Origin of the sequence: Pseudomonas sp. P8_229 (assembly GCF_034008635.1) — a bacterium.
GTDB lineage: Bacteria > Pseudomonadota > Gammaproteobacteria > Pseudomonadales > Pseudomonadaceae > Aquipseudomonas.
In genome coordinates this window covers 4454191-4468086 of record NZ_CP125378.1, presented here as the reverse complement: position 1 = coordinate 4468086, position 13896 = coordinate 4454191, and the positions used below count along the sequence as shown (strand labels likewise).

The window sequence follows — 13896 nt, the reverse complement described above, 5'->3', positions numbered from 1 at the left end:
GGCAGCGAACCCGTTTGCCTTACAAAAACAAGAGAGTCCCGTGCCCATGACCACCTCCCCTGCGCCGTACGCATTTCCTGGCCTGATCGCCCTGGCCCTGACCGGCGCCGCCTTGCCCGCCGTCGCCGAAGAAACAGGTTTTGTCGAAGGCGCCAGCGCCAACCTGAACCTGCGCAATTTCTACATCAACCGCAACTTCACCAACCCGACCAAGGCGCAGGGCAAGGCTGAAGAGTGGACGCAGAGCTTCATCCTCGATGCCAAATCCGGTTTCACTCAGGGCACCGTCGGTTTCGGCATGGACGTGCTTGGCCTGTACTCGGTCAAGCTCGATGGCGGCAAAGGCACCGGAGGCACGCAACTGCTGCCGCTGGATCACGACGGCCGTCCGGCGGACAATTTCGGCCGCACCAACGTCGCGTTCAAGGCCAAACTGTCGCAGACCGAAATCAAGGTCGGCGAATGGATGCCGGTGCTGCCGATCCTGCGGTCGGATGACGGACGTTCGCTGCCGCAAACCTTCCGTGGCGGGCAGATCACCTCGAAGGAAATCAGCGGGCTGACCCTGTACGGCGGGCAGTTCCGCGCCAACAGCCCGCGCGACGACAGCAGCATGAGCGACATGTCGATGTTCGGTAAACCGGCGTTCACCTCCGATCGCTTCAACTTCCAGGGCGGTGAATACGTGTTCAATGAAAAACGCACGCAGATCGGCCTGTGGAACGCCGAACTCAAGGACATCTACAGCCAGCAGTACGTCAACCTGATCCACAGCCAGCCACTCGGCGACTGGACCCTGGGCGCCAACCTCGGGTTCTTCTACGGCAAGGATGACGGCAGCGCCCGCGCCGGCGAGCTGGACAACAAGACCTGGTCGGGAATGTTCTCGGCGAGGTACGGCGGCAACACCTTCTACGTCGGCCTGCAAAAACTCACCGGCGACAGCGCCTGGATGCGCGTCAACGGCACGAGCGGCGGCACCCTGGCCAACGACAGCTACAATTCCAGCTACGACAATGCGCAAGAACGTTCATGGCAAGTGCGCCACGACTACAACTTCGCCGCTCTCGGCATCCCTGGCCTGACCCTGATGAACCGCTACATCAGCGGCGACAACGTGCACACCGGAACCATCACCGACGGTAAGGAATGGGGTCGCGAGTCGGAACTGGGCTACACCGTGCAGAGCGGCACCTTGCGCGACCTGAACGTACGGTGGCGCAACTCGACCATGCGCCGTGACTTCAGCAACAACGAGTTCGACGAAAACCGCCTGATCATCAGCTATCCGATCAGCCTGCTCTGAACCCGCACGCCGGCGCTGAATGAGTGGCGCCGGCATCAACCACTGGTCAGCCCGGACTGGCGATTTGTCGAGGCGCAGATACAGTCAACAGAGTGTGTAAATTCTCCAGCCTGCTGTAGGAGCCCTTAGTTTTCTTCCGTTATCTCCGGATGCTGTACGCGAAGCTGCCTTGGCCACGGAGGTCAGGTATGAGCAAGCGAATAGTTATCGTCGGTGGCGGTGTAGGTGGAACCATGCTGGCCAATCAACTGGTCGGCAAGCTGTATCCCGAAGTTCTACGCGGCGACGTCTCGATCACATTACTGTCCAGTTCCCCCGATCATTACTACAAACCTGCGTTCATGTACGTGGCGTTCAGCCAGTTCTTCGAAGAGGAACTCAAACGTTCGGAACGCTCACTGTTGCGCCCGGAAATCAGTTTCCACGTTGAAGAAGTTACCCGCTTCGACTTTTCCGGGCAGCAATTGAGCACCCGAAACGGCAAGCGCTTCGACTATGATTTGCTGGTGATCGCCACCGGCTGCGTGCCGGCGCCGGAACGAATCGCGGGTCTGCAAGAAGCCGGCGACCACTTCTATCAATACCTTCCTGCCCGGCAGTTGGCGCAACGCCTGAACACCATCGAAAAAGGCCGGATTTTCATTACCGTATCCTTCCCGCAGACACCGAACGTCCCGCACCAATGCGGAATCGCGCCCGTGGAAACGACATTGATGCTGGATGATTTGTTGCGTCGCCGGGGCGTTCGCGAGCAAGTGGAAATCATCTACACCTACCCGACGGTTGCCCAGCTATTGCGCAATTGTCTGTTCTTGCAGCGCCCCACGGGTGAAATCCTGCCGAGCATCTTTGCCCGGAAAAACATTCATTTTCAGCGCGGCTTCACCTTGAGCCATGTGGATCCCGATGCAAAAGTCGCCTACTCAGCCGAGGGCGATGCGCAACCCTTCGACATCCTGATGGCTACTCCGCCAATCCAGGCCGTCGAGGTGGTGCGCGAGAGCGGCATCTCACAAGCCGCCAATGATGAAGGATGGCTGCCGACCAATCACGAAACGCTGCAGGTCTACGGTCTGGAGAATGTCTACGTGATCGGCGACACCGTCGATCTGCCGGTCAGCAAGGCAGGCGGCGCCTGTCATAACCAGGCGCCGGTGATCGCCAACAACATCACCGCCCAGATCCGTCTTGGCGCACCCAACTCGGTATACGACGGTCGGGTACAGGCGGTAGCACAAATGGGCCTGAATGCCGGGATGCCACTCTGGTACGACTACGCCCACGATGTATTGCCGACACCCCCGACCAAATTGGGCGGTCTGCTCAGAAACGGTTTCAATCGCGGTCTTTACTGGGCGGTGGCCCGGGGAATGCTTTGACCCTGCACAGGGAGGAGTGATTGCTCATGAACATGCCCGAGGAAATGTCAGCCACGCCCGGGTTTACTGCGCTGATGGCAAAACTGCAGCCATTAATCGATGGAGGACGCCTGGAGAATATTGTCGACCTGCTTTCCCTGGTTTCCGATATCGCCGATCTGCTCGACGCGGCCATGGTGGAAAAACTCGCGCAATTATTCGAAAACAGCACTGCCGCCACCTGGACAGTCAGCAATGCAGTGCGCGTGGCCAAAGCCGAAGTATCGGCACAGTCAGCGGCGCCGGGCACTCTGGCGTTACTCAAGCTGCTGAATGAAGAGGACACACGCAAAGGCGTGGCCATTGTCCTGAAAACCCTCAACGTCATTGGACGACAATTGTAATCCGCCAGAGAGGAGCTCCTCATGAGCGCCAAACTCAAAACGGCAGGGAACGCCTGCACCCACTGGGACGCCAAGGCGTACCAGCAGTTTTCCCGTCTCAGGCAACGCCCGGTCAACGAATTGCTCGACCGTGTCGATCTGCACGACCCCAAACGCATTTATGACCTGGGCTGCGGCACTGGCATTGCCACGCAGCTGCTGGCCGAGCGCTGGCCGCGTGCGCAGTTGCTGGGCGTCGACAGCTCGCGGCAGATGCTTGATCAGGCCCGATGCCTGCCGATCAACGCCCACTGGCAAGAATGCGACCTGCTCGACTGGCACCCCGAACAACCCGCTGATCTGCTGCTCGCGGCGGCGGTGCTGCACTTCATTGGCGATCATCAACAACTGCTGCCGCGCCTACTGGGACATCTGCGTCCCGGCGGCTGTCTGGCGGTACACATGCCGGACTGGCGCGATGCGCTGTGGTATCGACTGATGCTCGACACCCTCGAGGACGCAGGTCCCGATCACACGCCCATGGGCCCACCGCAACTGCGCCTGCAAATGGCGGCGCGACCGTTGTTGACACTGGAGGAGTACTACCGTTTGCTCGCACCGCTGACCACTTCACGGGACATCTGGGAAACCGAGCAATTGCAGGTGGTCGACGGCAAGTCGCCGATCTACGACTGGGTGAAGGTCTCGGCGCTGAGGCCGGTGATGCAGGCGCTGACGCCACAGGAACAGGCGCGGTTTATCTACCACTACCTGATGCGGGTGCATAAGCATTACCCGCCGGAGCAAAACGGGCAGACGCTGTTTCCGTTCAAGCGGATTTTCATTGTCGCCAAGGTGTGATGTGTCACGACAAGTATCGCCATCGCGAGCAGGCTCACTCCTACAGATGAACGCGTTCCATTGTAGGAGTGAGCCTGCTCGCGAAGGCGTCAGTTCAGGCACCATCACTCCCGGGATTCGACACCCAGCTCATCCCACACCGACTCCGCCAGATGGAATGTGGCATTGGCCGCCGGAATCCCGCAATAAATCGCGCTCTGCATGATCACTTCCTTGATCTCGCCGCGGGTCACACCATTGTTCGCCGCCGCGCGCAAATGCAGTTTCAGTTCGCCTTCGCGATTCATCCCGATCAGCATGGCGATGGTGATCAGGCTACGGGTGTGCCGTGGCAGGCCCGGGCGGGTCCAGATGTCGCCCCAGGCGTGGCGGGTGATCATCTCCTGGAATTCCGAATTGAACTCGGTCAGTGTGGTCAGGCTGCGGTCGACATGCGCATCCCCCAACACCGCGCGGCGCACCTGCATGCCTTCGTCGTAACGATGTTTCTCGTCCACAAAAATCCCCTTATCAAGCGTTCAGAAACGCCAGCACACGGTCGCTGAAAGCCGCACCGGCCTGCACGTTGGACAGGTGCGCGGCATGGAACTCGGCGTACTCGGCGCCGCGCACACGCTCTTGAATGAAATGCCCGCCGGACGGCGGCGTCACCGCATCTTCAGTGCCGGCAATCACCAGCAGCGGCAGGTTGATCGAGGCCAGCTGATCACGGAAATCGGCATCACGCACCGCCGCGCAATTGGCCGCATAACCTTGCGGCGAAGTGGCCGCGAGCATGTCGGTGATTTTCTTTGCAGCGCCCGGATTGGCCGCCGAAAAGTCCGGGGTGAACCAGCGCGCAATCGATGCGTCGCGCAGTGCGACCATCGCTGCCGGACCATCGCGCAGCACGGTTTCGATGCGCGGATTCCACACCGACGGGTCGCCGATCTTCGCTGCGGTGTTGCACACGATCAACGTGTGCAGGCGATGACCGGCGTTGATCCCCAGCCACTGGCCGATCAAGCCGCCCATCGACAATCCGCAGAAATGCGCGCGTTCGATATGCAGCGCATCGAGCAGTCCGAGTACATCGCGGCCCAGTTGCTCGATGCTGTATGGCCCCGGCGTCACCAGCGACTGGCCGTGACCGCGGGTATCAAAACGCAGCACGCGAAAGTGTTCGGTGAAGGCCGGCATCTGCGCGTCCCACATGTGCAGATCGGTGCCCAATGAGTTGGACAGCACCAGCACCGGCGCATCCACCGGGCCTTCAATAACGTAATGAAGTTCGCCATCGGCGAGTTGAACGAAAGCCACAGCCCTCTCCTTTCAGACAGACAATGCGTTGTGTTCGGCCACTGCGCGCGCGACCCAGACTTGCGCCTGGCCGAGGTAATGCACGGGGTCGAGCAGATGATCCAGTTCAGCGCTGCTCAGTTCGGCAGTCACTTGCGGCTCGTCGCCGAGCACCGCGCGCAAATGGCGGTGTTCAGCCACCGCACGTTTGCAGCACTGTTCGAGCAAATGATGCGCGGTGTCGCGCCCGACTCGCTGCGCAAGGACGATGCTCACCGCTTCGGCCAGCACCAACCCTTGGGTCAATTCGAGGTTGCGCGCCATGCGGGCGGCGTCGACTTCCAGGCCATCAGCAAGCAATTGCGCCTGCTGCAAAGCACCGGACACCAGGCAGCAGATCTCCGGCAGGGTTTCCCATTCGGCATGCCACAAGCCGAGGCTGCGTTCGTGCTCCTGGGGCATGGCGCTGAACAGCGTAGACAGCAGACCCGGCACCCGGGTCGCTGCGCCGATCAACACGGCTGCACCTACCGGATTGCGCTTGTGCGGCATGGTCGATGAACCGCCCTTGCCCGGTGCCGACGGTTCGAACACTTCCGCCGCTTCGGTCTGCATCAGCAGGCTGACGTCGCGACCGAGTTTGCCCAGGCTGCCGGCGATCAAACCGAGTACCGCGCCGAACTCGACGATGCGATCACGCTGGGTGTGCCACGGTTGCTCGGGCAGTGTCAGTTGCAGCTCTTCGGCCAGGGCCTGGGCGATCGGCAACGCCTGCCCGCCGAGCGCCGCGAGCGTGCCGGACGCACCGCCAAACTGCAGCACCAGCAGACGAGGCTTGAGTTCGCGCAGACGCTGACGACTGCGGGTCACCGCACCGAGCCAACCGGCGACTTTCATCCCGAGGGTCACCGGTGTCGCGTGTTGCAGCCAGGTGCGTCCGGCCAGTGGCGTCGCCGCATGACGTTTGGCTTGAGTGGCGAGTGAATCGGCAAGCGCTGTCAGATCGTTTTCAATCAGTTCCAGCGCCTGCCGCAATTGCAGGACCAGCCCGGAATCCATCACGTCCTGACTGGTGGCGCCCAGATGCACATAACGCTCGGCCTCGGCGTCGGTCGCAGCGATCTGTTTGCCCAAGGCCTTGACCAGTGGAATCGCCGAATTGCCCGCCGTGGCGATGGCTTCACCCAGCGCGGCGAAGTCATACAGACCGGCCTTGCATGCAGCGGCAATCGGGGCAACGGCAGACGCCGGAATCACCCCGACCCGCGCCTCGGCCCGGGCCAGCGCCGCTTCGAAGTCGAGCATCGCCTGCACCCGGCCCTGATCGCAAAAGACCTGGCGCATATCGCGCGCAGTGAAGTAGGCATCGAACAATTGATTGCCCGGTCGCTGAGTCATAAACAGTCCTTGCCGGCGCGGGCCATCGCGGCCCGCGCACATCGTTTAGAGATCGTGGTGCAAGTACGCCGCCTGTTTCGGCAGGCGCAGGCTGAACAGGAACGCCACCGCCATCATCACCGTAACGTACCAGTAGAAGGCGTTTTCCATGCCCCCGGCTTTCAGGCTCAGGGCCACGTATTCGGCCGAACCGCCAAAGATCGCGTTGGCCACCGCGTAGGCCAGACCCACACCTAGCGCGCGGACTTCCGGCGGGAACATTTCGGCTTTCACCAGGCCGCTGATCGAGGTGTAGAAACTGACGATCGCCAGCGCCACGGTGATCAGCACGAAGGCCAGAATCGGGCTGCTGACGCTTTTCAGGCTCAGCAGGATCGGCACCGTGAACAGCGTGCCGAGTGCGCCGAACCAGAGCATCGAATTACGTCGGCCGATCTTGTCGGCGAGCATGCCGAACAGCGGCTGCATGCACATATACAGGAAGAGCGCGCCGGTCATGATGTAACTGGCGGTCTTGGCGTGCATGCCGGCGGTGTTCACCAGGTACTTCTGCATGTACGTGGTGAAGGTGTAGAAAATCAGCGAGCCACCGGCGGTGTAACCGAGCACGGTGATGAACGCCGCTTTGTGATCGCGGAACAGCGCACGGATGCTGCCGGCATCCTTGTTCTCGCGCATTTCCTTGCTGGCGGTTTCTTTCAGCGAACGCCGCAGGAACAGCGAAATCACCGCCGCCACCGCACCGACCACAAACGGAATCCGCCAGCCGTAAGCACGCAGTTCGTCTTCGCTGAGGAACTGCTGCAGGATCACCACCAGCAGCACCGCCAGCAGTTGTCCACCGATCAGGGTCACGTACTGGAACGAGGCGAAGAACCCGCGCTGGCCCTTGAGCGCGACTTCGCTCATGTAGGTCGCGGTGGTGCCGTATTCGCCACCCACCGACAAACCTTGCAGCAGACGCGCGAACAGCAACAGCAGCGGCGCCCAGACACCGATGCTGGAATAGGTCGGCAAACACGCGATGAGCAGCGAGCCGAAGCACATCATCAGCACCGAAATCATCATCGAGGTCTTGCGGCCCTTCTTGTCCGCCAGCCGGCCGAAAATCCAGCCACCAATCGGGCGCATCAGGAACCCGGCGGCGAACACCCCGGCCGTGTTGACCAGTTGCACTGTGGGATTGTCGGAGGGGAAGAACGCCGGGGCGAAATAGATCGCGCAGAAGGCGTAGACATAGAAGTCGAACCATTCGACCAGGTTGCCGGACGAGGCACCGACAATCGCGAAGATGCGCTTGCTGCGCTCTTCGCCGGTGTAATGAGCGGTGGTAGTTGTCATTGTTTTTTACTCTGAGGGGACAGGTGAGAGTCTAGACACACTTCGCAACAGTCCCGTTCCACAGTTCCATCTGCAACACAGTTGATCGTTCCCACGCTCTGCGTGGTAACGCATCCCGTGACGCTCCGCGTCACAGTGGACGCGGAGCGTCCATGGCGGCATTCCCACGCAGAGCGCGGGAACGATCATTGGTGGTGTTCTTTTAATAATCGAAGAACACCGTCTCCGCCTCAGTGCCCTGCAAAATCACATTCCACTGGTAAACACCCGAGACGTCCTTTTTCGCCAGCAACGTCGCACGACGCTCAGCCGGCACGCACTCCAGCAACGGATCATCAACATTCGCCGGGTCGCCTTCGAAGTAGATGCGCGTCAGCAAGTGCTTGACCAGCCCACGGGCAAACACCAGCACCACCAGATGCGGCGCCTGGGTCGAGCCCTTCAGGCCTTCGACCGTGCCCGGCTTGATCGTGGTGAAACGGAAGCGCCCTTCGGCGTCCACCGGCACCCGACCGAAACCTTCGAAATGCGGGTCCAGCGGCTTGTCCTGCTCGTCTTCCGGGTGCGCGTACTTGCCGGCGGCGTTGGCCTGCCAGACTTCGAGCATCGCGTCGTTGACCACATCGCCGTTGCCGTCAACGACTTGGCCGGTGATCGCCACGCGCTCGCCGAGGGTTTGTTCGACCGCGAGGTTTTCGCGGTTCAGCCAAGTCAGGCCGATGTGGTAATACGGCCCGACGGTGTGAGACGTGGTGGCAGTCAGCGTCATCTTATTTCTCCATCGGCGTGGCGTCGCGGCCGCGCAAGACGATGTCCCAGCGATAGCCAAGGGCGTAGGACGGAATGGTTTTTTCCAGATCGAAACTGGCGATCAAACGTTCCTTGGCCGAGGTGTCCGGCACGCAGTTGTAGATCGGGTCGTAGGCCAGCAGCGGGTCGCCGGGGAAGTACATCTGCGTCACCAGACGAGTGAGGATGCTCGGCCCGAACAGCGAAAAGTGAATGTGCGCCGGACGCCACGCGTTGTGGTGATTGCCCCACGGGTAAGCGCCTGGTTTGATGGTCTGGAACTGATACCAGCCGTCGGCGTCGGTCACGGTGCGGCCAGTGCCGGTGAAGTTCGGGTCCAGCGGTGCGTCGTGCAGGTCACGCTGGTGGTTGTAGCGGCCGGCGGCGTTGGCCTGCCAGATCTCCACCAGAATCCCCGGTACCGGCAGACCGTTTTCGTCGAGCACGCGGCCGTGAAGGATGATCCGCTCACCCAACGGTTCGCCGTCGTGCTGGGCGGTCAGGTCGTTGTCCTTCTCGGCAACGCGCTCGGCACCGATGGTCGGGCCGGTGATCTCCGATAACGAATGCGGCAGAAACACCAACGGCTTGGACGGCGAGCGCAGGTTGGTGGATTGATACGTCGGGTGCAGGTACTCAGGCTGAGTGCCTTCCTGCGGACGACGGTAGCCAGGCTTGTCAGTCATTTCGCTTTCCTCTGTTCTTATCAGTCGACGCGCTGCGTCAGACGCGTTCGATCGCCAGGGCCAGACCCTGCCCTACTCCGACGCACATCGTCGCCAGACCTTTCTTGCCTTGAATCTTTTCAAGCTGATGCAACGCGGTCAGCACCAAGCGCGCGCCGCTCATCCCCAACGGATGGCCCAAGGCAATCGCGCCACCATTCGGATTGACCTGCGGCGCGTCGTCCGCCAATCCCAGTTCGCGCAGGACTGCCAGGCCCTGGCTGGCGAAGGCTTCATTGAGTTCAATCACGTCGAAATCGCTGACCGCCACGCCGAGGCGCTCGATGAGTTTGCGCACCGCCGGCACCGGGCCGATGCCCATGACGCGTGGCGCGATACCGGCACTGGCCATGCCGAGCACTTTGGCGCGAGCGGTCAGACCGTGTTTCTTCACCGCTTCAGCCGAAGCGAGAATCAGCGCGGCGGCACCGTCATTGACGCCGGAGGCATTGCCGGCGGTGACGGTCTTGTCCGGGCCGTTGACCGGTTTGAGTTTGCTCAGCGCTTCAATCGTGGTGTCGGCGCGTGGGTGTTCGTCCTGGCTGACCACAGTTTCGCCCTTCTTGTGGGCGATCCGCACTTCGACGATTTCCTCGGCGAAGTAGCCCGCAGCTTGTGCAGCGGCAGTGCGTTGCTGGCTGCGCAGGGCAAACGCGTCCTGATCGGCGCGCGACACTTTATAGTCGTCAGCGACGTTGTCAGCGGTCTGCGGCATCGCATCGACGCCATACTGCGCCTTCATCAACGGATTGATGAAACGCCAGCCGATGGTGGTGTCTTCCAGTTTCATGTTGCGCGAGAACGCCGCGTCAGCCTTGCCCATCACGAACGGCGCGCGGGACATCGACTCGACGCCGCCGGCAATCGCCAGCTCCATCTCGCCGCTGGCAATCGCGCGGAACGCGGTGCCGATCGCGTCCATGCCCGAAGCGCAGAGACGGTTGAGGGTCACGCCCGGCACGCTGTCTGGCAGGCCGGCCAGCAGCAGCGCCATGCGCGCCACGTTGCGGTTGTCTTCACCGGCCTGGTTGGCGCAGCCGAGGAACACTTCGTCGATCGCGTTCCAGTCCACCGAGGGATTGCGTTCCATCAGTGCCTTGATCGGCACGGCGGCCAGATCGTCAGCGCGCACGGCAGCCAGACCACCGCCGAAACGGCCGATGGGGGTACGAATCGCATCGCAGATATACACGTCACGCATCATGCTTCTCCCGGAGCCTGGCCGTGGGCCGCGGCGGTGCGCGCTTCGAGGTCGCGCAACGCAGTCAGCTCGACCGCGGTCGGCTCAGCGGTGGTGGCGACATTGTCAGCAAAACGAATGGCCCAACCGGTGGCAGCGACCACTTGCTCGCGGGTCACACCCGGGTGCAGCGCGGTGACCACGAACTCATGGGTGCCCGCTTCCGGTTCCATGATGCACAGGTCGGTGATGATCCCGACCGGGCCGGCGCCCGGCAGGCCCAGACGTTTGCGCGAATCGCCGCCCTCGCCATGGCCGACCGAGGTGATGAAGTCGAGCTTGTCGACAAACGAACGCGCCGACTGTTTAAGGATGATCAATACGCTTTTTGCCGAGCCGGCAATCTCCGGCGCGCCACCGGCACCCGGCAGACGGACTTTCGGGGAAAAGTAATCGCCGACCACGGTGGTATTGATGTTGCCGAAACGGTCGACCTGCGCGGCGCCGAGAAAACCGACGTCGATGCGCCCGCCCTGCAGCCAATAGCGAAAAATCTCACCGGTCGGTACGACAGTGTCGGCGGTTTCCGCCAGTTCGCCGTCACCGATCGACAGCGGCAGCACGCTGGGCTTGGCGCCAATCGGGCCCGATTCGTAGATCAGCACCACGTCCGGCGACGAAGTCAGGCGCGCGAGGTTGGCGGCTTTCGACGGCAGGCCAATGCCGACGAAGCACACCGAGCCGTTCTTCAGGCGACGGGCCGCCGCGACGGTCATCATTTCATTGGTGGTGTAAGTCATTACTTGGCCTCCGAAGCAGCGGCCAACTTGGCCTGGAACTCGCTGAAGTCAGCGCAGCCATGGATGTACTCGTTGATCCACGCGGTAAACGTCTCACGGTCGCGAGCGATCGGATCCCACGCCTGATAGAAACGATTGTCGCGCTCGGTGTAACCGTGGGCGTAGGACGGATGCGCGCCGCCGGGTACGTGGCAGACCGCGCTCAAGGCCCAGGTCGGCAGCACGCAGGCGTTCATCGGTGCGTTGAGGTTATCGACGATCTCCTCGACGGTGACGATGCAGCGCTTGGCCGCCAGTGCGGCTTCTTTCTGCACCCCGAGAATGCCCCACAGCAGCACGTTGCCTTGGCGGTCGGCTTTCTGCGCGTGGATCACGGTCACGTCCGGACGCACCGACGGCACCGCCGCCAGCACTTCACCGGTGAACGGGCAGGTCACGGATTTGATCAGCGGGTTGACCTTCGGCAGGTCGGAACCGGCGTAGGCCCGCAGAACGGCGAACGGCAGGCCGGAAGCGCCGGCGACGTAGGCATTGGCCAGGTCGGCGTGACTGTGCTCTTCGATTTCCAGCGCATGCGGCCATTGCTTCTCGACCGCATCACGCAGACGGTGCAGCGAACCCACCCCCGGATTGCCGCCCCAGGAAAAGATCAGCTTGCGTACACAACCGGCACCGATCAGTTGGTCGTAGATCAGGTCAGGCGTCATCCGCACCAGGGTCAGATCCTTCTTGCCCTGACGAATGATTTCATGACCTGCCGCCGTAGGGATCAGGTGAGTGAAGCCTTCGAGCGCGACGGTGTCACCGTCGTTGACGAATTGCTTCACCGCGTCGTGCAGCGAAAGGATCTCAGCCATGGAGCAGGCTCCCGTTATTGTAGTGAATCGCCAGTGATAAAAAGGCGCGAGGTTCAGCGCCGGAGTCACTGCAGATTAAGCCGCTGAAAATCACCAAACAATCCGATAATCGACTGAGTGTTCGTTTATCGAACGGATTGTTATCACCCTAACAATCAACAGCAAAAGCATCGCGAGCAGGCTCACTCCTACATTTGGAATGCGTTCCCCCTGTAGGAGTGAGCCTGCTCGCGATGAGGCCTGCCAGTTCAATGAAGATCTACAGACATGACCTCAAGTCGCATCCGCATGACTCACCATGCCTTTGATCACCACCGCCGTCGTCGCCAACGCCGCCGGAATCACCAGCGCCGTCAACACCTGCTCGAAATTCCAGCCCAGGCCCAGCAGCGTCGCGCCCATCCACGCGCCGAGAATCGCGCCAAAGCGGCCAATCCCCAGCATCCATGAAACACCCGTCGCCCGGCCCTGGGTCGGATAAAACCGCGCCGCCAGCGAAGGCATTGCCGATTGCGCGCCGTTGACGCACATCCCCGCCACCAGTACCAACGTCGCCAGCAACGTGATGTTGCCCAGGCTCTGCCCCACCGCGTAGGCAAACACCCCGGCCAGCAGGTAGAAAATGCCGATGACCTTATGCGGATTGAAGCGATCCATCGCCCATCCCACAGCGACCGCGCTCAACACTCCGCCGAACTGGAACAGCGCGCCAATGAACGCCGCCTGCTCCATGCTCGCGCCGCTGTCACGCATCAGGGTCGGCAGCCAACTGGTCAGCAGGTACACGATGACCAGGCCCATGAAATAGGTCAGCCACAGCAGCAAGGTGCCGGTGCTGTAGGTACCGGAAAAGATCACCGCGAACACGTTGCGCGCCTTGACGGTTTTCTGCTCCGGCACGCTGAAACTCGATGCCTGCGCCACGGCAAGCGGATCGATCGGCGACAAGGTCTTGCGTACTTTGTCGGTGCCGCGATTGCGCACCACCAGATAGCGCGCCGATTCCGGCAGCCAGAACAGCAACACCACAGCGAGGATCAACGGCAGGATCCCGCCGATCATCAGCAGGCTGTGCCAGCCGAACGCCGGGATCAGTTTCGCCGAAATGAAACCGCCGCCGGCCATGCCGAGGTTGAAGCCGCAGAACATGCTGGTCACCAGCAACGATTTCTTGCGCTCCGGGGTGTATTCCGAGAGCAGCGTGGTGGCGTTGGGCATGCCAGCACCCAGACCGAGGCCGGTGAGGAAACGCAGCACCAGCAGTTGCTCGACGTTGGTGCTGTACGCCGAGGCCAGGCTGAAGGCGCCGAACAACAGGACGGCGCCGACCAGCACGACTTTGCGCCCGAAGCGGTCAGCCAGCGGGCCGGAGCCGAGTGCGCCGAAGACCATGCCGATCAGCGCGGCGCTCATCACCGGGCCGAGGCTGGCGCGGTCGATGCCCCAGTCCTGGGACAACGCCGGAGCGATGAAGCCCATCGCGGCGGTGTCGAGGCCATCGAGAAACACAATCAGGAAACACAGGATCACCACCCGCCACTGATAGCGCGAGATCGGTTGGGCATTGATGAAGGTCTGCACATCGAGGCAGTTACCTACAGCGGACTGAGGCTGGTTCAT

Annotated in this window: 14 protein-coding genes; 4 read left to right on the top strand and 10 right to left on the bottom strand. The window is 61.7% G+C overall.

Translation table 11 applies throughout. The features are described 5' to 3' along the window. The first annotated feature begins 46 nt into the window (after positions 1-46). The 4 genes from QMK55_RS20160 (at position 47) to QMK55_RS20145 (ending at position 3908) form a co-directional block, all read left to right on the top strand. Entirely contained in the window at positions 47-1306 is a 1260-nt protein-coding gene (locus tag QMK55_RS20160; protein WP_102354294.1) for an OprD family porin, read from the top strand. 188 nt (positions 1307-1494) lie between these two features. Continuing rightward, positions 1495-2685, top strand: a complete 1191-nt coding sequence (locus QMK55_RS20155; protein ID WP_320329842.1) for an FAD/NAD(P)-binding oxidoreductase — start codon at positions 1495-1497, stop codon at positions 2683-2685. A 26-nt stretch (positions 2686-2711) separates the two neighbouring features. Further along, positions 2712-3068, top strand: coding sequence for a hypothetical protein (locus tag QMK55_RS20150; protein ID WP_320329841.1), 357 nt, complete (start codon positions 2712-2714; stop codon positions 3066-3068). A gap of 21 nt (positions 3069-3089) precedes the next feature. Then, entirely contained in the window at positions 3090-3908 is an 819-nt protein-coding gene (locus QMK55_RS20145) for a methyltransferase domain-containing protein (RefSeq protein WP_320329840.1), read from the top strand. 104 nt (positions 3909-4012) lie between these two features. Here the strand turns inward: QMK55_RS20145 and pcaC are convergent, their stop codons facing one another. The 10 genes from pcaC to QMK55_RS20095 form a co-directional block, all read right to left on the bottom strand. Further along, the gene (pcaC, locus tag QMK55_RS20140) at positions 4013-4405 is read right to left on the bottom strand and encodes a 4-carboxymuconolactone decarboxylase (protein WP_320329839.1); all 393 of its coding nucleotides are present in this window, start codon (positions 4403-4405) and stop codon (positions 4013-4015) included. 13 nt (positions 4406-4418) lie between these two features. After that, the gene (pcaD, locus tag QMK55_RS20135) at positions 4419-5207 is read right to left on the bottom strand and encodes a 3-oxoadipate enol-lactonase (protein ID WP_320329838.1); all 789 of its coding nucleotides are present in this window, start codon (positions 5205-5207) and stop codon (positions 4419-4421) included. Positions 5208-5219: 12 nt separating this feature from the next. Then, a complete protein-coding gene (locus QMK55_RS20130) occupies positions 5220-6584 on the bottom strand; it encodes a 3-carboxy-cis,cis-muconate cycloisomerase (RefSeq protein ID WP_320329837.1) in 1365 nt (454 codons plus the stop codon). A 45-nt stretch (positions 6585-6629) separates the two neighbouring features. Continuing rightward, a complete protein-coding gene (locus QMK55_RS20125) occupies positions 6630-7925 on the bottom strand; it encodes an MFS family transporter (RefSeq protein ID WP_102354300.1) in 1296 nt (431 codons plus the stop codon). Positions 7926-8127: 202 nt separating this feature from the next. Continuing rightward, positions 8128-8694, bottom strand: a complete 567-nt coding sequence (gene pcaG / locus QMK55_RS20120; protein WP_320329836.1) for a protocatechuate 3,4-dioxygenase subunit alpha — start codon at positions 8692-8694, stop codon at positions 8128-8130. A 1-nt stretch (position 8695) separates the two neighbouring features. Further along, positions 8696-9400 (bottom strand): protocatechuate 3,4-dioxygenase subunit beta, encoded by a 705-nt coding sequence (gene pcaH, locus QMK55_RS20115; RefSeq protein WP_102354303.1) that lies wholly within the window; start codon positions 9398-9400, stop codon positions 8696-8698. Between the two features lie 37 nt (positions 9401-9437). Further along, positions 9438-10643: a 3-oxoadipyl-CoA thiolase gene (pcaF, locus tag QMK55_RS20110; RefSeq protein ID WP_320329835.1), complete on the bottom strand. Its 1206-nt coding sequence runs from the start codon at positions 10641-10643 to the stop codon at positions 9438-9440. Continuing rightward, entirely contained in the window at positions 10640-11419 is a 780-nt protein-coding gene (locus QMK55_RS20105; RefSeq protein WP_102354305.1) for a CoA-transferase subunit beta, read from the bottom strand. The genes pcaF and QMK55_RS20105 overlap by 4 nt, the downstream gene beginning before the upstream one ends. Beyond that, positions 11419-12276, bottom strand: coding sequence for a CoA transferase subunit A (locus QMK55_RS20100; protein WP_320329834.1), 858 nt, complete (start codon positions 12274-12276; stop codon positions 11419-11421). Before QMK55_RS20100 ends, QMK55_RS20105 begins: the two co-directional genes overlap by 1 nt. A gap of 273 nt (positions 12277-12549) precedes the next feature. Beyond that, positions 12550-13896 carry an MFS transporter gene (locus QMK55_RS20095; RefSeq protein WP_320329833.1) on the bottom strand — a complete coding sequence of 449 codons (1347 nt, stop codon included), beginning with the start codon at positions 13894-13896 and terminating at the stop codon, positions 12550-12552.

Excerpts from the sequence above, each read along its gene's own strand:
- QMK55_RS20155 (WP_320329842.1), top strand. The coding sequence starts at position 1,495 with ATGAGCAAGCGAATAGTTATCGTCGGTGGCGGTGTAGGTGGAACCATG.
- QMK55_RS20100 (WP_320329834.1), bottom strand. The coding sequence starts at position 12,276 with ATGGCTGAGATCCTTTCGCTGCACGACGCGGTGAAGCAATTCGTCAAC.
- QMK55_RS20095 (WP_320329833.1), bottom strand. The coding sequence starts at position 13,896 with ATGAACCAGCCTCAGTCCGCTGTAGGTAACTGCCTCGATGTGCAGACC.
- QMK55_RS20145 (WP_320329840.1), top strand. The coding sequence starts at position 3,090 with ATGAGCGCCAAACTCAAAACGGCAGGGAACGCCTGCACCCACTGGGAC.
- QMK55_RS20130 (WP_320329837.1), bottom strand. The coding sequence starts at position 6,584 with ATGACTCAGCGACCGGGCAATCAATTGTTCGATGCCTACTTCACTGCG.
- pcaF (WP_320329835.1), bottom strand. The coding sequence starts at position 10,643 with ATGATGCGTGACGTGTATATCTGCGATGCGATTCGTACCCCCATCGGC.
- pcaG (WP_320329836.1), bottom strand. The coding sequence starts at position 8,694 with ATGACGCTGACTGCCACCACGTCTCACACCGTCGGGCCGTATTACCAC.
- QMK55_RS20105 (WP_102354305.1), bottom strand. The coding sequence starts at position 11,419 with ATGACTTACACCACCAATGAAATGATGACCGTCGCGGCGGCCCGTCGC.
- pcaH (WP_102354303.1), bottom strand. The coding sequence starts at position 9,400 with ATGACTGACAAGCCTGGCTACCGTCGTCCGCAGGAAGGCACTCAGCCT.
- QMK55_RS20160 (WP_102354294.1), top strand. The coding sequence starts at position 47 with ATGACCACCTCCCCTGCGCCGTACGCATTTCCTGGCCTGATCGCCCTG.
- QMK55_RS20150 (WP_320329841.1), top strand. The coding sequence starts at position 2,712 with ATGAACATGCCCGAGGAAATGTCAGCCACGCCCGGGTTTACTGCGCTG.
- QMK55_RS20125 (WP_102354300.1), bottom strand. The coding sequence starts at position 7,925 with ATGACAACTACCACCGCTCATTACACCGGCGAAGAGCGCAGCAAGCGC.